The following is a 17,669-nucleotide window of genomic DNA, read 5'->3' as shown; positions in this document are numbered from 1 at the left end:
CTTTCAGCCCGCAGCTGCGGGTCCGACGAGGAACCATTGTGTATTCGGGCGCCGCCTGGAGAGGCGACGCCGTCCGTTCAGATTGTTTCGATTTAACCCTCTGGGTTGAATTTTGCTTGGATGACGCGGGCCAGCGAAGCGGCCGGCTCGTTGATCGTGCGCACCAACTGGGAAGCCGGAGCATTGATCGTGGCGAGCAAGGTCGCGAGCATGACTTCGCGGGAAGGAAGTTCCGCAATCGCCTTGACCTGAGCTTCGTCGAGGATCGCTCCGTCGAGGATGCCCAGCTTGATGGCTGGCTTCTGGAATTCCTTTTCAAAGGTCTTGAGCACCTTCGCGGCAGCAGCGACGTCGGAGTCACCGGTGATGAAGGCCGTCTGACCGACCAGGGCGTCGCCCGTGTCCGGCAACCCTGCTTCCGCAAGGGCCTTCTTCATGTAGGTGTTCTTGGCCACGTGGCACTCAGCACCACTATTGGAGAGACGATTGCGCAGCTCGGAGAACTGAGTCACCGTCATGCCGGTGTATTCCACCACCAGCACGAAGGGCGAAGAGTTCACCCGCTCGAGCAGTTCGTCGATGATGATTTTCTTATCGGGATTCATAGCGGGTGGGCTCAGTTCTTGGTGTAAACGGAGGACTCGATCGGCACGCCAGGGCACATCGCGGCGGCGATCGTCACGCTTTGGACGTAGTTGCCCTTGGCGGAAGCAGGCTTCGCACGCAGGACGCTGTCGATGAACGCTTGGGCGTTTTCGAGAAGGGCACTTTCGGAAAACGAGGTCTTGCCGATGGAGCCAGCGACATTGCCGTTCTTATCAAGCTTGTAATCGATCCGGCCGGCCTTGACTTCCGCAACCGCCTTCGCGGTGTCGTCGGTCACGGTGCCCGTCTTCGGGTTCGGCATCAAGCCACGGGGACCCAGCACCCGGGCGATCTTACGAACTTCGGTCATCGCCTCAGGAGTGGCAATGGCGACGTCAAAGTCGGTGAATCCTCCTTGAACCTTCTTGATCAGTTCTTCGAAACCGACGAATTCAGCGCCAGCGGCGGTGGCTGCCTCAGCGGCGGCACCCGCGGCGAAAACGGCCACGCGGACATTCTTACCCGTGCCGTGAGGCAAGGAAACGGAGCCACGGACCATTTGGTCGGACTTACGAGGATCCACGCCGAGGTGGAAGGAAACGGTCACGGTCGGATCGAACTTCGGCGCCGGGAATTTCTTCACGGTGCCGACAGCGTCGGCGAGACCATAGGACTTACCGGCCTCAACGAGGGCGGCGGCCTTTTTGTAGCGCTTGCTGCGGTGTTTGGACATGGTGGTGGTTTGCAGTGCGGACGGGCTTCACGGACGCGAAGTCCTCCTGCGGTTGAGGGCCCCGCCGAGGCGGAGCCGAAAAGGATCACATTCCTTCGATTTCGAGACCCATTTGGCGAGCGGTGCCGGCAAGAATGCGTGCGGCGCGCTCCGGGTCATTGGTGTTCAGATCGGGCATCTTGATTTCGACGACCTCCATGAGCTTTTCCTTGGAGATCTTACCGATCTTCTTCTTGTTCGGCTCACCGGAACCCGAGGCGATGCCTGCGACCTTCTTGAGAAGGTTGGCTGCCGGGGGCTTCTTGGTGATGAAGGTGAAGCTCTTGTCCTTGTAGACCGAGATGATCACCGGGAGAACTTCGCCTGCCTGGCTTTGAGTGGCGGCGTTGAACTCCTTACAGAAGCCCATGATGTTCACCCCGGCTTGACCAAGGGCGGGACCGACGGGCGGCGACGGATTGGCGGCTCCAGCCTTGATCTGGAGCTTGATGACTTTGACAACTTCCTTGGCCATGATGCTGCGGGGTTATGCTGGTTCTTGGAAAATGGGAATCGGCGGAAAATTAGGCTTTCTCGACCTGCCAGAACTCAAGCTCGACCGGTGTGGCACGGCCGAAAATGGTCACAGAGACGCGGAGCTTGCCCTTCTCGAGGTCGATTTCTTCGACCACACCGCTCTGGCTTTCGAACGGACCGTCCGCCACTTTGACGGTGTCACCGACTTCGAACGAGATCGCGGGCCGGGCACTTTCCTCACGCTCCTTGATTTGGGAGAGCACGGCGTCCACCTCACGCTGGCGCATCGGAATCGGGCGGTCCTTGGTGCCGGCGAAGCCAATCACCCCTTCCATCTCCTTAATGAAGTACCAGGTCTTCTCGACGAGCTGGTTGTCCTCCGTGAGGAGGTTCATGTTCACGATGATATAGCCGGGGAAGAATTTCTTCTTCGTCTCGGTCTTCTTGCCCTTGCGGACCTCAGAGACCATTTCCATCGGCACCAGCACCTCGAAAATGCAATCGCCGAGCTCTTCCGCCTCGGCCTGACGCAGGATGCGGTCGCGCACTTTCTGCTCCTGACCGGAGAGAACGTGAACCACATACCATTGCTTTTCGGCTGGAGGAATGATGGGCATGAGAAAAATAGAAAAATGGAAAATCCCGGCGCGAAGAAATCAGCGGCCGAGAGAGGTCAGAAAGAAAATCACCTGGGTGTGGATGATGTCCCAGAGAGAGACAAATCCGGCCAGAAGAACGGTCGCGATGAGCACGACCACAGTGGAATCCACAAGTTCCTTATACTTCTTGAAGCCCTTGATCTTTGGATCGGACTCCCAAGGCCAGCTGGCCTTGCGAAGCTCGTTCTTCACTTCACCAAGGAATCGGGAAATCTTGGAAAACATGGAAATCGAAGTGGGAACGTTGAAAAGTGGCACGGCAGGAGGGACTTGAACCCCCAACCCTCGGTTTTGGAGACCGATGCTCTACCAATTGAGCTACTGCCGTGTTGAAAAATGCTGTTGAACTGAGGCGATGCCGGGGCACCCCGGAAGTTGGATCCAAGGTGCCCCGTAAGATCTGGAATCAGATTCCCTGCGCGGGGCAGAGACCCTGAAACCTTGAAGGGGTATTAGTCAAGGATTTCACCCACACGACCGGCACCCACGGTGCGACCACCTTCGCGAATCGCGAAGCGCATGGTCTTCTCCATGGCGATCGGGGTGATGAGCTCAACTTCGAGACCCACGTTGTCGCCAGGCATCACCATCTCCACACCTTCGGGGAGCTTGATGGAACCGGTCACGTCGGTCGTCCGGAAGTAGAACTGCGGGCGATAGTTCGAGAAGAACGGGGTGTGACGGCCGCCTTCTTCCTTCGAGAGAACGTAGATTTCGGCGTTGAACTTCTTGTGAGGCTTCACCGAACCGGGCTTGGCGATGACTTGGCCACGCTCAACGTCGTTCTTCTTGAGACCACGGATGAGGAGACCCACGTTGTCACCGGCGCGACCTTCGTCGAGCAGCTTGCGGAACATTTCGATGTCGGTAACGGTGGTCTTCTGCGTGTCGCGAATACCCACGATCTCGACTTCTTCCATCTTCTTGACGATGCCACGCTCGACACGGCCGGTGCAAACGGTGCCACGACCTTCGATCGAGAACACGTCTTCAACGGGCATCAAGAAAGGCTGATCGATCGGACGCTCAGGCTCCGGAATGTAGGAGTCCACAGCTTCCATGAGCTTGAAGATGTTCTCCTTGTGGGCGGCATCACCTTCAAGGGCCTTCAGAGCGGAACCCTTGACGATCGGGATGTCATCACCCGGGAAGTCATAGGTCGAAAGGAGGTCGCGCACTTCCATCTCGACGAGCTCAAGAAGCTCTTCGTCGTCCACCATGTCGACCTTGTTCATGAACACCACGAGGGCCGGAACACCCACCTGACGAGCGAGCAGAATGTGCTCACGAGTCTGGGGCATCGGACCGTCGGCGGCAGAAACCACCAGGATCGCGCCGTCCATTTGGGCAGCACCGGTGATCATGTTCTTCACGTAGTCGGCGTGGCCGGGGCAATCGACGTGCGCATAGTGGCGGTTGTCGGTCTCGTATTCCACGTGAGCGGTCGAGATCGTGATACCGCGCTCCTTTTCTTCCGGAGCACCGTCGATTTCATCGTACTTCTTCGCTTGGGCGTAACCCTTGTCGGCAAGCGTATTGGTGATCGCGGCGGTCAGGGTGGTCTTCCCGTGGTCAACGTGACCGATGGTCCCGACGTTGACGTGGGGCTTGGTGCGCGTGAATGCTTCTTTGGCCATGGTGGTGATGGTTCGCGTTGGACTGCTGATAAATGGAGGCCGATGGAGCTTGTGGCGGGAATTGAACCCGCGACCTCACCCTTACCAAGGGTGTGCTCTACCCCTGAGCTACACAAGCGACTCGGCTTTTCGCCATCCCAGCGAGATCGTCACCTTCACCCCCGATCGTCACCCAGTAGGATTCGACGATCAGCGGCTTCCGTGGTGACCCCCCCGGAAGAGCGGGGCGGAAGTTAACAGAGCCGATCACCCTGTCAAAAAAAATATGGAACGAAAATTCGTTTCTTCTCAGGACCTCGAAATCCTTGATTTTACAGGGATTGAACGGGTTCTGCGGGTCATTCTTCAGTGACCGTTCGCTGAAATCTCTCGATCGCCACGCAACGTCCGCTTCCCGGATCCACATCCGCGATGACTCCGCACAATCGCACGGGTCCATCCGCAATTGGGAATCGTGTGGGCATGCTCGCCTTGAACCTCCACACGACGGATTCGATCGACCTCCCCAGAACACTATCCTCCGGTCCACACATCCCTGCATCGGTCAAATAGCCGGTGCCGCCAGGAAAGATCCGTTCATCGGCGGTTTGCACATGCGTGTGAGTTCCCACCACCACGGAGGCTTTCCCATCCAAAGCTCGGCCCATCGCGATCTTCTCACTGGTCGTTTCCGCGTGAAAATCCACGAAGATCATTTTCACCCCATCTTGCCTCAGTCGATCGATCTCAGCCTCCAACAGGAGAAACGGATTCTCCAAGGCGGGCTGCATGAAACTTCGGCCCTGTCCCTGCAACACCGCCACTGGGCCTTGGGGGCTCTCCAAAACCACGGATCCGGCACCAGGAGTTTCCGGCGGATAGTTGATGGGGCGCAGCAAGCGCGGTTCCGTTGGGAAATAATCGACGATTTCCTTTTGATCCCAAACGTGATCACCCGTTGTGACCACGGCGGCACCCGCACGCAGAAGCTCGATACTCAATCGAGGTGTGATCCCTCGCCCGCCCGCGGCATTCTCGCCATTGACGATCGCGAATCCAACACCGAGTTCTTTTTTCAACTCGGGGAGATGATGAAGTACAGCTTTGCGACCGGGTTCACCCACCACGTCGCCGAGAAAAAGAATGCGAAGGAAATTCATGTTCCGCTTGCGTGCCATCCGACCCCGCCGTCCTATCGACGCCAAGTAAAATCCCCGGATGGGCCACCGAACTTCCATTCCCCTGATGCTTGCAGGCGCCGTCGCGGCTGGCCTCGTGCTGTGGAAATGGAGCCAACCCACTCCTTCGCCTCTCCCAACGGAAGCCCCAGCTCCTGAGCCTGCTCCTCCGGTGGTCAGCGAATCTTCGCCTCATTTGTCTGAGCTCGCCCCGGCTCCCGATTGGTCCAGTCTCGATCCCTGGCAATCGACAATGACCCGCGACGCCTTCATCCAGCTGATGGAGACCGTCTACTGCAGTTCCCGTGACTGGCAGGATGACTTGATTCTCGGGACGCACGACGTCCTTATTCAAACCGGCATCTCCAATCGGCCCTACCAACTTCATTTCGCGCGCCGGGCCGCCACACCGACCCGTCCGTGGCGGGCAGCCCATGAATTCCCACCCGCCCCCCCGAGTTCTCCACTGGAAGGGGTTCGGATCGCCATTGACCCCGGTCACATCGGCGGCAAATGGGCTCCCATGGAGGAACGCTGGTTTCGCATTGGCGAGGGCACCCCTGTCGCGGAGGGCGACCTCACCCTCCAAGTCGCCCGCCGCCTGCAGCCGCTGCTGGAAGACCTCGGCGCGGAAATTTTATTGGTTCGGAGCAACGGCGAACCTGTCACCTCCTCTCGGCCCGAGTCCTTTCTGGAAGAAGCACGAACTTCGGTTCTGGAAGTTCCGACCACCCTCGCGGAGCGCCTCTTCTATCGCACCGCTGAAATTCGGGCCCGTGCAGAAAAGATCCGCCAATGGCAACCTGATTTGGTGGTTTGCCTGCACTTCAACGCCGAGCCCTGGGGAGATCCCGCCAATCCGGCACTCGTCCAAGGACACCATCTCCACCTTCTGGTCAATGGGGCCTACAGCCCCGAGGAAATGGCACTCGATGACCAACGCTTCCATCTTCTCCGCCGTTTGCTTGACGGCAGCCATGCAGAGGAAACCGCCGCCAGCCTGAGCATCATTGAGGCCTTCACCGAACAGACCGACCTCCCTCCTTTTCTCTACGAAACCAATTCGGCGCGTGCCGTCAATGTCGCCGGCAATCCCTACCTCTGGGGTCGCAACCTTCTTGCCAATCGAATCTACGCAGCCCCGGTCGTCTACCTCGAGCCCTACGTCATGAACTCGGTCGAAGACTACACCCGTATCCAGGCAGGCGACTACGAAGGCGAGCGCGAGGTCGACGGCAAACTCCAACCATCGATTTTTCACGAATACGCCCGTGCGGTCGCCGATGGCCTGGCCCGTCACTATCGCCGCGTCCGCCCCCAGATGCCGCCTGCTCCCGAGTCCGGACCCTGACTTTGCCCATGCATCTTTTGCTCTGCGGTCACGGCTATCTCGGCCAAGCCATTTCCCGCGATTTCCTTCAGGCGGGGTGGCGGGTCACTGCCCTCTCCCAGTCCCCCCGCCCTTCCACCACGTCCGGTCTGTCGGAACGGGTCGCGGATCTCAGTTCGGCCAGCAACATCGCTGAAATTGCCCTCTCCCTCACTCAGCCCGACTTCATCGTCCACTGCGCCTCCTCCGGGCGCGGCGGATCGGATGCATATCGCTCGGTCTACCTCGACGGAACTCGCCACCTCCTCGAAAACTTTCCAGAAACTCCCCTTCTCTTCACCTCATCCAGCTCGGTTTACGCCCAAACCGACGGCTCACTCGTCACCGAGACCTCCCCCGCAGATCCCGATCGAGAAACCGGTCGGATCCTGCGCGCCGCTGAAGACCAAGTGCTATCCCACCGCGGTTACGTCTTCCGACTCTCCGGCATCTACGGCCCACACCGTAGCTTTATTCTCAAGAAATTCCTCTCGGCCGAAGCCACCCTCGAGGAGGATGGGCGGCGGATCCTCAATCAAATCCATCGCGACGACGCAGCCTCCGCCGTCCTCCTTGCCGCCACTTCAGGTCTCGCACCCGGCATCTGGAATGTCAGCGATTCCCACCCCCGCAGTCAGCGGGAGACCTTCGAAGGCCTCGCCCATCTCTTTGATCGCCCCCTCCCCGAATCGGCTCCCCGAGATCCAAACCGCAAAAGAGGCTGGACCCACAAACAAGTTTCCAATGCCAAACTGAAGGCAGCTGGCTGGAAACTACGCTATCCCGACTTTCTCGATTCGGCATCTTTGATCGCCGAATCGCTTTGAGGCTCGTTCAAAGTTTTCACCAACACCGCTCCTCCCAGCAGGATCATGGCGTTGTAGTGAATCCACAACTGCACGACTAACAAAGCCCCTACAATGCCATACGCGCTGTAATTCCTCCCCACCGACAACTCGACCAGCAGTCGGCTGCCCGCTTCCCAACAACTCGCCGCAACGATGGCTCCGATCGCACAGGATCGCCACGTCACCCGCTTTTTCGACAAGAATCGATAGAGCAAAAGGAACACCACAAAATTCAGCCCGAGGCCAATCACCAAGGTCCCGGCAAACGAAAACGACTCCATCTGGGGAAGAACCCGGTGAATCACTTCCGATAGCCCCCGCATCACCAGGCCGCCCACAAACACCACCACCACCAAAATCACCAAGGCAAACAACAACGCGAGCGCACGCAACCGGGCCAACAACAGGATCCTCATTTTGCGCAGCCATTTCTTCCGGCCCGGTGCAGGCGCAGGGTGGTGATCCCAAATCCGCGAGAAGGCCATATCGATTTGGTGAAACACAAGCGAGGCGCTCAACAGAAATCCTCCAAAGGCCACCGGGCCCTTCGACGTCGCCGAGGCCTGCAGCCCCGCCAGAACCCGATCCAGCGCATTTCCCACTTCTGGCGACAATTGCCGCGAAACCACCGCCAGAACCTCCGCCCTCGCATCGCTGCCGGCTGAGGTGAACTCGAAAAATCCCCCCACCACCGACAGCAAAAACAACATCAACGGCACAATCGACAACGCCGCATAAAAAGCGATCGCCGCCGCCATCAATGCCGCCTCGGACTTGCTCCATGCCGCCCACCAAGCCTGAGCCTCCATCAACAGCCGCTTTCTAATCATCTTATCCAAGGTCATGCTGTGAGAACCCGACGGAAACCCTCCATCGTCGCCATGTTCTCGCATACGATCTTGAAGGTCACCAGCGCCGGCATCGCCACCAGCATTCCGGCGACTCCCCACACTCCCGCCCACAAGAAGACCCACAAAAACACGACCAGCGGATTCAGGCGAAATCTCCCTCCCAGAACCAATGGCGTCACCACATTGCCTTCCAGGGCCGTCAACCCGAAGTAGACGCAAGGCACCACCAGCACCTGACTGGCTTGATCAAATGTCGCCGCTGCCGCCAAAAAGACCATGCCGGTTCCAATCAGCGCCCCAAGATAAGGGATGAAATTCAGGACCATCCCCAATACCCCCCACAAGGCAGGATTCGGCATCCCCAAGCCCCACATGGCCAATCCGATTCCAAGCCCCAGGCAAAAGTTGATCGTGGTGATCGTAAAGAGATAGCGCGAAACATCCTCCGCCATCCGCTCCAAAATCACGGCCGCATGCTCCTCCTCCCCCAAGCGCCGAACGATTCGATTCCCGTAGGCCAGCGCGAACAGCACCAAAAACAAAAACGCCACCGTGCCCACACCCAGATCCTGCGTCGTCGCCACCACCGCATCCACTGGGTCTTCTTGAATCTGCACGATCACCGGCCCCTTCACCTCCTCTGCCTCCTTGGGAAGTGCAACTTGCACCTTCGCCACCTCACCCTCCGTGCCTTCTGCATCCTCTGTCACCGTGCCCGCCGTGACAGATTCCACCCGATGAGCCATCCGCTCGATCTCAGATTGCACCTCTTTTACTGGCCGGAAAACCTCCTGCAAACGCCGGGAGACGACATCCTGGTTCAATGACTCCATCCACTGGGCCCCCGGCTCCACCAATTGATAAGCACCAAATCCCAACAATCCCACTAGGCCCGATACCGTCAGCGCCGACGCCAGGATCCGCGGCAGCCGCGCCTTTCGGAACACCCGATACACCGGGTTCAACACCAGCGACACCAAGAGCGCCATCAACACCGGCATCAGCACCGGACGGCTATGATACAGCACCCAGCCCAGCACCAATACGAACAGCCCCACTTGGGAGACGCTGATCACGCTCACCGAATCCCGGATCGAACAAAATCGCGACCGCTTCTCTTCAAAACTCTCACCCTCGGTTGGATCTGCATCCCGCTCGGGTTCCGCCATGGTTGATGCCATGCGGAACCCCTTCGCAAAACGCAGGCCAAGCCCACCTCAAGGCTTGGAAATCAGAACTCCCCGTAAAACGAGCAGCTCGAATTCGGCGTTTCATGCACGCAGATTTCCTTCAGCCCGGGCAACGACGGCTCCAGTTTCCGCCAAAACCAGGCGGCGATTCTCTCAATCGTCGGACTCTCCAAACCCTCCACATCGTTCAGATAGGAATGGTCCAGCAGATCCAGCAACGGAGCCATCGCCCGGGAGATTTCCTTGTGGTCATACACCCAACCAATCGCCTCATTCACCTCTCCCTCAACATGCACCACCACCTTGAAGCTGTGGCCGTGCATGCGCTGGCACGGATGCCCGTCCGGCAGGGTGGGAAGCGTATGGGCTGCCTCAAAATGGAAGATCTTCGTCAATCGTGCACGCATGATGCCGCGATCTTCCCTGCCCCCCCGGCCCAAGTCGAACCACGATTCCGTCAACTCCCGCCCTCGACACTTGTCGCTCGACTCGGCCCGACCCTAAAAACTCTTCCGCCCATGGCCGCCGCCCGCCTCATCCTCCTCATTCCCTCCTTCAACACCGGCCCCTTGCTGCGCGAGACCGTCAGCACGGCCCTCGCCACGGGATTGCCCGTGCTGGTGGTCATTGACGGCTCAACGGATGGTTCCGACCAAGATTTAGAGGACCTCACTGGCTCTGATTCCAGCCCCGCTTCGCTGGAGGTACTCCGCCTCCACCCCAATGCCGGCAAGGGCAACGCCATCCTCCAAGGCATCCGCCACGCCTCCAAGCAGGGATTCACCCACGCCCTGTGCATGGATGCGGACGGCCAACATCCTGCGAATGCCGTTCCCGCCTTCGCGGAAATCGTCCTCCGCCATCCCGAAGCAGCGGTCTTTGGCCGCCCGGTGTTTGATGCCTCGGCACCGGCCTTGCGTGTCAATGGCCGCAAAGTCTCCAACTTCTGGGCCAACCTTGAAACCCTCGGCTGGGGAATCGATGACTCCCTCTTCGGCATGCGAGTCTATCCGATCGCCCCACTCCTCGAGGTCTTCTCCGAAACCCCCTTCGCCCGGCGGTTTGATTTCGACCCCGAAGTCGCCGTTCGCCTCGCCTGGAAAGGAATCCCCATCATCAACCTCCCCACCCCCGTCCGCTACCTCAGCACCGAGGAAGGTGGAGTTTCCCAATTCCGCTACTGTCGCGACAATGTCCTCCTCACCTGGATGCATACCCGCCTGTTCTTTGGATTTGTGGCCCGCCTCCCTTGGTTGATCATCCGCGGGTCCAATCCCCTTCTTCACCTCAGCCCGCCGCACGATCGATGAATCCCGTTTACACCCACATCCGCCGGAATTGGGACGGCCAATACATCGCGGCCAAACTTCGCTCTGATCCTCTCTATCAAGCCGTACTTGGAGAACTGAGCACCAGCTCACTGCCCCTTCTCGATCTCGGCTGTGGCCTCGGTTTGCTCGCCTTTTATCTCCGCGAGAAGGGCATTGAAGTGCCCATCCACTCCCTCGACTACGATCAGCGGAAAATTCACGAAGCTCGCCGACTCACCGAAGAACGCGGCCTCAAGGACCTCCGCTTCGATTTCCACGATGCCCGCCAAGGATTGCCCCAGCATCACGGGAACGTCACCATCCTCGACATCCTCCAATTCTTCACTCCCGAGGAAATCGAGACCCTCCTCCGACTCGCAGCCGCCCGCGTCGCCCCCGGCGGAAAACTCGTCATCCGCTCCGGTCTCCGCGACGAAACCTGGCGCTTCAAAGCCACCGTCGCCGGAGACCTGCTGGCCAAATGCACCTTTTGGATGAAGGCGGCCCCCACCCATTACCCCACCGCCGAAGATTTTCGTCGCGTGCTCGCCGAGTTTGGCGAAGTCCACCTTTCTCCCCTTTGGGGCAGCACTCCGTTCAACAACCACCTCATCGTCCTTCAACGGTGACTCGGCCGCGGCGGTCAAAGAATCGCCGACAGGGTTCATTTTTTCCGAACGAATCCATCGCTCGCGGGATGAGTGAACGATCGCCCTACTTCACGTCCTCCTGAGGACTGGAAGTTACGACCCAGGCGGTCGAACCCAACCCATGACCGACCGATTCCTTGTTTGCTGGCTGGCCGCGCTCGCCCTGCCACTCGATGCCGCCTCTCCGCCCGTCACCGACGGCTTGCGCGTCCACCTTGACGCCGGCGAAATCCCAGACCTCGCGGATGGCGCGACCGTCACCCTCTGGCCCGATTTGGCAGTGGGCCACGTCGCCGGAGATCCTGCCCAGGACGCCCATCTTGGGCTCGGCACAGGTTCTCCCACCTTCCGCACCTCCGATCCGCTGTTCTCCGGCCACCCTTCGGTGGTTTTTGACGGGTCCTCCGCCCTCGGCTCGGCCAGTTCCCTCGGACTCTCTTCAGCCGAAGGCGCCCAAGGATTCACCGTCTTCATCGTTGCCACCAACCAGAAGACCGCCATTTCCACCGGCTTTTCGTTCGGCGACATCAAAAACAATACCGCCGATGGAGCCGCGGGGGCCTCCGTCAAATGTGATCTCAGCATCTCCCAGGCCGGTCTCCGCTTCAATGATGGCAACCGCCTCTTCGGCCCGGGATTTGAACCCGGCCGACCGCGCATCGGCCTCTTCCGCATGAGCCCCGGGCAAACCTACAATGAAGCCCTCCTGCGCACCGACCATCGCCCCAAAGTCGCCTCCGCGGTCACCAACCCCGCCAACTCTCTCAATCTGGCCGACGAAGGCTACCACATCGGCGCCGGGCTCATCGGAGGTAGTGGCATACTGGGCGAATTTGCCGACGCCCACATCGCCGAAATCCTCTTCTACGACCGAGATCTCGACGAAAACGAAACCCAAAAAGTCGGCTACTACCTCTCCGAAAAATACAACCTCACCACGGCATACACCGACCCGGAAGGAGATCCGCCGCCACCATCCCCTCGCCCCAATGTCGTCCTCCTTCTCATGGATGACACCGGGTGGAGTGACCTCGGATGCTACGGTGGCGAAGCCCGCACCCCCCACATGGACGATCTCGCTGCCCATGGTCTGCGCTTCCGAAATTTCCACAACACCGCCCGTTGCAGCACGACACGAGCCGCCCTGCTGACCGGGGCTTACACCCATCAAGTCGTCCAAAATCCCGGTGCCTCGCTGCCGGATCTTCGCACCGACAACAACCTCACCCTGGCGGAACTCTTCTTCGCCAACGGCTACCGCACCTACATGGGGGGAAAATGGCACAATGGCAGCGATCCTGGCGAACGAACCACCGATCGCGGATTCCAGCATGTCTTCGGCTTCGGTAACTTCGCCAGCGGGGCCGGAGTCGATTACTGGGATGAAGCCGCCCACCACCTCATCTCCGCCGAAGAGGAAATCACCCAGCACGACTATCCGGACGGCACTTTCTACCAAAGCGACGCCATCGGGGATCACGCCATCGACTTCCTCGATCACCATTTCTCCCAACAAGACGGAGCCAACTTCTTCCTCTACCTCCCCTTCAATCCTCCTCACTTCGATCTCCAGGCTCCCGCCGCTCTGGCAGACACCTACATGGAGACCTATGGTGCCGGTTGGGACACCGTCCGCGCCCAGCGCTACCAGCGCATGCTCGATCAAGGAGTGATCGACTCAAGCTATCTCAACGCTCCTTTCAGCGACACTCCTTACAACGACAACCCCACCTACCAACCCGTTCCTGCCTGGACTTCCCTCGATTCCGATCGTCAGGCCGATCTCGTCCGCCGCATGGCCCTCTATGCCGCCATGATTGAAAAGGTCGACGAAAACCTCGGGCGCGTCATCGAACACCTGCGCACGGCCGGTCAGCTCGACAATACTCTGGTCATGATCATCTCCGACAACGGCGGCAACGCCGAAGGGGGTGTCTTTGGCAAAGCCTTTGGTATCAACAATTATCCCCCACTTACCGGAAACGACCTCGCTCAGATGGGACAAGCGGGAGTCGAAGATCACCTCTGGCTCGGCGGCGGCTGGGCAAATGTCTGCAACACACCTTTCCGCTACTACAAACGCTACTCCCACGAAGGAGGAATCCGCACCCCTCTCATCGCCCATTGGCCCCAAGGGATCACCGACCCCGGCCGCTGGACGGATCAATACGGTCACGTCATCGACGTCATGGCGACCCTCCTCGACGCCACCAACCTCACGTTCCCCGAAACCTATGGCGGTCACCCCCTCGTCCAACCGGAAGGAAGCAGCCTCCTGCCGGTCTTCCGCCACGAATCGGAATTCCCCCGCCAAGTGGGCTACGAACACGAATCCACCCGCGCATGGGTCGATGGCGAATGGAAACTCGTCACCAAAACCTTTTCGTCCACCGACGGATCTTCTCCAGCCAACCTCCTCGAACTCTATCACCTCCCCGACGACCCCACCGAACTCAACAACCTCGCCGCGGTCTCGCCCCAGCGAGTCCGCTCGATGGTCGAGGCTTGGAATGCCTGGGCCACCCGGGTCGGCGTACCCAGCCAACGGCTCCTCGACCTCGCCCAGCGTCCCCCATCCCCGCTGACGGGAGACCTCTTCGTCGACACCTTCAATCGCCCTGCCGACAACGATATCGATGCCTCCTCAGATGGCATGGCCGGCCATCGCGTTCCGCCGCTCGGCAACGACGCCACCTACGCCGAAGGCTTCGAAGGTAGCGGCACGAGCGATTCCATTCAGGTCCTCGACCACCGACTTCTCATTGCCTCCGGCATCGGCATGGCGGAAACTGGCATCCTCCACAATTTCGTCGGCGCCGATATCATCGAGGCCGGCGGGTTTAGCGTGGAAATGACCATCACCGCTCTCAACTCAGAGAACACCGAACCGGCCGATCGATACTGCGGCTTCGGAGTCGGCCTTAGTGAAGCAGAAGCCCTTTCCGGCTCCGACATCTCCGCCGCCGATAGCTTCCGTGGCCGCACCACCAATCCCATCGGAAAAGCCGACTTCTTCCTCGAACTCGATCTCAACGGCAACCTCAAGGCTTGGTCGAAAGGACAACTTCTCTCGACCGTCGCCCTCGGCGCTTCCACCGGGACCCTCACCGCTCGCTTCGCGCTCAGCGGATTCACCACTGCCGACACAGTCGACGTCGCCGTCTTCTTCAATGGTCGCCTCGTGGACCTCAATCCGGATGACTCCGATTCCGTCTCTCGCTCCTTCCAGTGGGACTTCGACCAAACCAACTACCTGGGTCTCAGTGCGAGGGCCTCTGGCTACGCCGCCATCGATAACCTCGCCGTGCGGCGCCTCCCTCTCGCCGAAGCTCTCTCGGTGCAACATGCGGTGAGCGCCGGCTGGCAGGAAACCGACAGTGCTCCCGATGCCGATCCCGATCACGACGGACGCCCCAATTTTCTCGAATGGGCCATCGGCAGTGACCCAGCTCAACCCGACCCGCAAATCACCCCGTTGGGACTTGTCTCTATCGATCCCGGGACCTCGCGCTTCCGCATCGAAAGCCGCCGGCTCCACGACAGTCAGGCCGCCGGGGTTCACTATCAGGTCCTCCTTTCCACCGATCTCGTCGACTGGACCCCCGTCGACGCCACTCTTGTCTCCAGCCCCCAGCCCGTTCCGGACTCTCCCGGTTATGAAACCGTCGAGCTCGAACTCCCCGCCGAATCGGTTTCTGGCCAGTCCCAGCTCTTCGCTCTGATCTCCATCCAACCCAATACCTACAACCCATGAATCGAACCCTCCCCATTGCCGCACTCACGGCTCTCCTCGGCCTTCCTTCCGCCTCTGCCGCCGTGCTGTTTTCTGACAACTTCGATCGCGCCGATGACCGCAACATCGACGCCTCGCTCACCGGAATCGTCGACGTCACTGGCTCCGCCTTCGCCGGCGACGATGTCTACACCCAACCGTGGCTCGACCCCAACAATGCTGCTCCTACCTATGGAGTTCAGGACGCCACCCCGGGCAACGGAGGAGGCGCTCGCATCCTCTCCAATACCCTCCAGCTCGCTGTCGGAAGCGGCACGTCGAATGCCTTCATCAACCACAATTTCACCGACACCTCCCTCCGCGGTGGCTTCTCCGTCACCATCGATATCGGCAGCTATGGCGGCACCTCCAACGATTTCGGTGGCGGCTTTGCCATCGGCATGGCCCTTTCCGATGCCCTCAATGCTGGCGACTCTTGGAATGCCACTCAGAAGTTTCAGGACGGCTTCCCCGGCGCCCAGAATGCTGTGACCGATGTCTCCATCGCCTCCTTCTGGATGCTCCTAAGGGGCGACAACACCGTCATCTGGGGAACCTCGGGAAATGCTCTATCGGATGGCCCCGTGGACACCGGCCGCCTTGGCCTTGCCAACGTTTCGGCAAAAACCGGGACCCTCACTGCAGTCTTCTCCGCCTTCACCGACTTCAACGCCGGGACCGAGGTCGGCTTCGAAGTCTTCTACGACGGCAACTCCCTCGGCACCGGCAGCTTCAACTGGGCCTCGACCGATGCCAACTACATCGGCCTCGATGCCCGGGACGGCACCAGTGTCACCTTCGATAATTTCGCCATCGAGACCGTGCCTGAACCCAGCGCCCTCGGCCTCGCCGGACTCAGTGCCTCCATGCTTTTGCGCCGCCGTCGTTGATCCCGCTTCAGGGCCACCTGCTGGAATCCCCCGCCGGTGGCCCTTTTCCCACAAAGACCTCCCTCGACGACTCCGTATCCCACGAATCCCAAAAACATGATTCCACCGCTCATCCACCGTGCCTTTCTTCTCACCGTCTTCCTCATAGGAATCACCGGCCTCCATGCGGAGACCTCGAAAAAACCCAACCTCGTCATCTTCATATCAGACGACCACACCGCGACCGATTCCACACCCTACGGCTCCACCAACATCGCCACTCCCCACATGGCGCGCATCGCTGCCGCTGGGATGACCTTTGATCGCGCTTTCGCCATTTCCCCCACCTGCGCGCCCAGCCGGGCCGCCATGCTCACCGGACTCACTCCCGTCCACAATGGTGCCGAGCCGAATCACGCCGCCCCACGCAAGGACATCAAGAAAATGCCCGCCTACCTCCAGGAGCTTGGCTACGAGGTCGTCGCCTTCGGCAAAGTCGGCCACTATAACCAAACCAAGGACTACGGCTTCGATCTCGTTGCCCACACCAACTATCACGAGGACATCGCCATCCCTGAAGCCCTCAAATGGCTGGAAAACCGCAACAGCGACAAGCCCCTCTGCCTCTTCGTCGGCACCAACTGGCCCCACGTCCCGTGGCCCAAAACCCCAGAAGGCCACGACCCGAAAAAAGTCGAAGTCCCCGCCAACCATGTCGACACCCCGCTCACGCACCAAGCCCGAGCTCGCTACTATGCTGCCATCACTCGCATGGATGATGAACTTGGACAGGTCTACGACCTCTCTCGTAAAAAATTCAGAGACAACCTCTTCTTCCTCCATTTTGCCGATCAGGGTGCCCAATGGCCGTTTGGCAAATGGACCCTCTACGACGATGGCATCCGCACCCCGATGATTGCCGTTTGGCCAGGACACACCACGGCCGGCACTCGCACCAATGCCATGGTTTGCCTCACCGACGTTCTCCCCACCCTGGTGGACGTCGCCGGAGGAACCCCACCGGAGAAAATCGATGGAAAAAGCATCACCGGCGTCCTCGAAGGGAAAACCGCCACCCACCGCGATCGCATCTACGCCACCCACAGTGGCGATGGAAACTTCAATGTCTACCCCACCCGCTGCATTCGCACGGATCGCTGGAAATACATTCTCAACCTCCACCCCGAGTTCAAGTTCACCACCCACATCACCAAAAAGGGAGAAGCCGGCTCGAACTACTGGGCCAGCTGGGTCAAAGCCGCCAGCCGCCGCGAAGACGCTGCCACGAAGGTCCGCCGCTACCAGGAGCGACCCAAGGAGGAACTCTACGACCTCGAAAGGGATCCGCTTGAACAGCACAACCTCGCCGACGACCCCGATCAAAAAGAGCGCCTCGCCACCTTCCATGCTGAAATGGAGAAATGGATGAACGATCAAGGGGACCAGCGCACCGTTTTCGGGAAACCCACTCTCCTTGAGAAAGAGTAATCCCGACAGCTCGCACTCCTTGCGAGCGCAAGATT

The 17,669-nt window shown here is 59.7% G+C and carries 17 protein-coding genes and 2 tRNA genes; 7 read left to right on the top strand and 12 right to left on the bottom strand.

The annotated features are described in order from the left end of the window. Window positions 1–92: 92 nt before the first annotated feature. The 9 genes from rplJ to HNR46_RS10120 all read right to left on the bottom strand — a co-directional run bounded on the left by rplJ (window position 93) and on the right by HNR46_RS10120 (window position 5,269). Window positions 93–605 carry a 50S ribosomal protein L10 gene (gene rplJ, locus HNR46_RS10160; protein WP_184018404.1) on the bottom strand — a complete coding sequence of 171 codons (513 nt, stop codon included), beginning with the start codon at window positions 603–605 and terminating at the stop codon, window positions 93–95. An 11-nt stretch (window positions 606–616) separates the two neighbouring features. Beyond that, complete coding sequence (gene rplA / locus HNR46_RS10155; protein ID WP_184018402.1) at window positions 617–1,318, bottom strand: 50S ribosomal protein L1; 702 nt, start codon at window positions 1,316–1,318, stop codon at window positions 617–619. Between the two features lie 85 nt (window positions 1,319–1,403). Next, on the bottom strand, window positions 1,404–1,832 hold the full coding sequence (rplK, locus tag HNR46_RS10150) for a 50S ribosomal protein L11 (RefSeq protein ID WP_184018400.1): 429 nt from the start codon (window positions 1,830–1,832) through the stop codon (window positions 1,404–1,406). 49 nt (window positions 1,833–1,881) lie between these two features. Beyond that, the gene (nusG, locus tag HNR46_RS10145; protein WP_184018398.1) at window positions 1,882–2,451 is read right to left on the bottom strand and encodes a transcription termination/antitermination protein NusG; all 570 of its coding nucleotides are present in this window, start codon (window positions 2,449–2,451) and stop codon (window positions 1,882–1,884) included. A 39-nt stretch (window positions 2,452–2,490) separates the two neighbouring features. Beyond that, window positions 2,491–2,718, bottom strand: a complete 228-nt coding sequence (locus HNR46_RS10140) for a preprotein translocase subunit SecE (protein ID WP_184018396.1) — start codon at window positions 2,716–2,718, stop codon at window positions 2,491–2,493. Window positions 2,719–2,745: 27 nt separating this feature from the next. After that, window positions 2,746–2,821, bottom strand: a tRNA-Trp gene (locus HNR46_RS10135). A 124-nt stretch (window positions 2,822–2,945) separates the two neighbouring features. Continuing rightward, on the bottom strand, window positions 2,946–4,130 hold the full coding sequence (gene tuf, locus HNR46_RS10130; protein ID WP_184018395.1) for an elongation factor Tu: 1,185 nt from the start codon (window positions 4,128–4,130) through the stop codon (window positions 2,946–2,948). 43 nt (window positions 4,131–4,173) lie between these two features. Continuing rightward, a tRNA-Thr gene (locus HNR46_RS10125) sits at window positions 4,174–4,248 on the bottom strand. A 220-nt stretch (window positions 4,249–4,468) separates the two neighbouring features. Then, a complete protein-coding gene (locus HNR46_RS10120) occupies window positions 4,469–5,269 on the bottom strand; it encodes a TIGR00282 family metallophosphoesterase (RefSeq protein ID WP_184018393.1) in 801 nt (266 codons plus the stop codon). An 85-nt stretch (window positions 5,270–5,354) separates the two neighbouring features. On the opposite strand from HNR46_RS10120, the gene HNR46_RS10115 reads away from it, so the two are divergent. Both HNR46_RS10115 and HNR46_RS10110 read left to right on the top strand, forming a co-directional pair. After that, window positions 5,355–6,638 carry an N-acetylmuramoyl-L-alanine amidase family protein gene (locus HNR46_RS10115; RefSeq protein ID WP_221285114.1) on the top strand — a complete coding sequence of 428 codons (1,284 nt, stop codon included), beginning with the start codon at window positions 5,355–5,357 and terminating at the stop codon, window positions 6,636–6,638. Window positions 6,639–6,646: 8 nt separating this feature from the next. Continuing rightward, on the top strand, window positions 6,647–7,483 hold the full coding sequence (locus HNR46_RS10110; protein ID WP_184018389.1) for an NAD-dependent epimerase/dehydratase family protein: 837 nt from the start codon (window positions 6,647–6,649) through the stop codon (window positions 7,481–7,483). Here HNR46_RS10110 and HNR46_RS10105 read toward each other — a convergent pair. The 3 genes from HNR46_RS10105 to queD form a co-directional block, all read right to left on the bottom strand. Then, window positions 7,435–8,334, bottom strand: a complete 900-nt coding sequence (locus HNR46_RS10105; RefSeq protein ID WP_184018387.1) for a YihY/virulence factor BrkB family protein — start codon at window positions 8,332–8,334, stop codon at window positions 7,435–7,437. The two genes, HNR46_RS10110 and HNR46_RS10105, sit on opposite strands and share 49 nt — an antisense overlap. 11 nt (window positions 8,335–8,345) lie before the next feature. Beyond that, complete coding sequence (locus tag HNR46_RS10100) at window positions 8,346–9,524, bottom strand: AI-2E family transporter (protein WP_184018385.1); 1,179 nt, start codon at window positions 9,522–9,524, stop codon at window positions 8,346–8,348. A 62-nt stretch (window positions 9,525–9,586) separates the two neighbouring features. Continuing rightward, entirely contained in the window at window positions 9,587–9,952 is a 366-nt protein-coding gene (gene queD, locus HNR46_RS10095) for a 6-carboxytetrahydropterin synthase QueD (RefSeq protein ID WP_184018383.1), read from the bottom strand. A 111-nt stretch (window positions 9,953–10,063) separates the two neighbouring features. Between queD and HNR46_RS10090 the strand changes: the two genes are divergently transcribed. The 5 genes from HNR46_RS10090 (at window position 10,064) to HNR46_RS10070 (ending at window position 17,634) form a co-directional block, all read left to right on the top strand. Then, window positions 10,064–10,855 (top strand): glycosyltransferase family 2 protein, encoded by a 792-nt coding sequence (locus HNR46_RS10090; RefSeq protein ID WP_184018382.1) that lies wholly within the window; start codon window positions 10,064–10,066, stop codon window positions 10,853–10,855. Then, complete coding sequence (locus HNR46_RS10085; protein ID WP_184018380.1) at window positions 10,852–11,484, top strand: class I SAM-dependent methyltransferase; 633 nt, start codon at window positions 10,852–10,854, stop codon at window positions 11,482–11,484. The genes HNR46_RS10090 and HNR46_RS10085 overlap by 4 nt, the downstream gene beginning before the upstream one ends. 142 nt (window positions 11,485–11,626) lie before the next feature. Next, window positions 11,627–15,259 (top strand): arylsulfatase, encoded by a 3,633-nt coding sequence (locus HNR46_RS10080; protein WP_184018378.1) that lies wholly within the window; start codon window positions 11,627–11,629, stop codon window positions 15,257–15,259. Continuing rightward, a complete protein-coding gene (locus HNR46_RS10075; protein ID WP_184018376.1) occupies window positions 15,256–16,167 on the top strand; it encodes a hypothetical protein in 912 nt (303 codons plus the stop codon). Before HNR46_RS10080 ends, HNR46_RS10075 begins: the two co-directional genes overlap by 4 nt. 96 nt (window positions 16,168–16,263) lie before the next feature. Then, window positions 16,264–17,634, top strand: a complete 1,371-nt coding sequence (locus tag HNR46_RS10070) for a sulfatase family protein (protein ID WP_184018374.1) — start codon at window positions 16,264–16,266, stop codon at window positions 17,632–17,634. The last annotated feature ends 35 nt before the right edge of the window (window positions 17,635–17,669 follow it).

Origin of the sequence: Haloferula luteola, from assembly GCF_014201715.1 — a bacterium.
Lineage (GTDB): Bacteria > Verrucomicrobiota > Verrucomicrobiia > Verrucomicrobiales > Akkermansiaceae > Haloferula > Haloferula luteola.
The sequence above is the reverse complement of the archived record's forward strand: the minus strand, read 5'-3'. Positions and strand labels throughout refer to the sequence as shown.

Coding starts and splice junctions, on each gene's coding strand:
- rplJ (WP_184018404.1), bottom strand. CDS start 605: ATGAATCCCGATAAGAAAATCATCATCGACGAACTGCTCGAGCGGGTG.
- rplA (WP_184018402.1), bottom strand. CDS start 1,318: ATGTCCAAACACCGCAGCAAGCGCTACAAAAAGGCCGCCGCCCTCGTT.
- rplK (WP_184018400.1), bottom strand. CDS start 1,832: ATGGCCAAGGAAGTTGTCAAAGTCATCAAGCTCCAGATCAAGGCTGGA.
- nusG (WP_184018398.1), bottom strand. CDS start 2,451: ATGCCCATCATTCCTCCAGCCGAAAAGCAATGGTATGTGGTTCACGTT.
- HNR46_RS10140 (WP_184018396.1), bottom strand. CDS start 2,718: ATGTTTTCCAAGATTTCCCGATTCCTTGGTGAAGTGAAGAACGAGCTT.
- tuf (WP_184018395.1), bottom strand. CDS start 4,130: ATGGCCAAAGAAGCATTCACGCGCACCAAGCCCCACGTCAACGTCGGG.
- HNR46_RS10120 (WP_184018393.1), bottom strand. CDS start 5,269: ATGAATTTCCTTCGCATTCTTTTTCTCGGCGACGTGGTGGGTGAACCC.
- HNR46_RS10115 (WP_221285114.1), top strand. CDS start 5,355: ATGCTTGCAGGCGCCGTCGCGGCTGGCCTCGTGCTGTGGAAATGGAGC.
- HNR46_RS10110 (WP_184018389.1), top strand. CDS start 6,647: ATGCATCTTTTGCTCTGCGGTCACGGCTATCTCGGCCAAGCCATTTCC.
- HNR46_RS10105 (WP_184018387.1), bottom strand. CDS start 8,334: ATGATTAGAAAGCGGCTGTTGATGGAGGCTCAGGCTTGGTGGGCGGCA.
- HNR46_RS10100 (WP_184018385.1), bottom strand. CDS start 9,524: ATGGCGGAACCCGAGCGGGATGCAGATCCAACCGAGGGTGAGAGTTTT.
- queD (WP_184018383.1), bottom strand. CDS start 9,952: ATGCGTGCACGATTGACGAAGATCTTCCATTTTGAGGCAGCCCATACG.
- HNR46_RS10090 (WP_184018382.1), top strand. CDS start 10,064: ATGGCCGCCGCCCGCCTCATCCTCCTCATTCCCTCCTTCAACACCGGC.
- HNR46_RS10085 (WP_184018380.1), top strand. CDS start 10,852: ATGAATCCCGTTTACACCCACATCCGCCGGAATTGGGACGGCCAATAC.
- HNR46_RS10080 (WP_184018378.1), top strand. CDS start 11,627: ATGACCGACCGATTCCTTGTTTGCTGGCTGGCCGCGCTCGCCCTGCCA.
- HNR46_RS10075 (WP_184018376.1), top strand. CDS start 15,256: ATGAATCGAACCCTCCCCATTGCCGCACTCACGGCTCTCCTCGGCCTT.
- HNR46_RS10070 (WP_184018374.1), top strand. CDS start 16,264: ATGATTCCACCGCTCATCCACCGTGCCTTTCTTCTCACCGTCTTCCTC.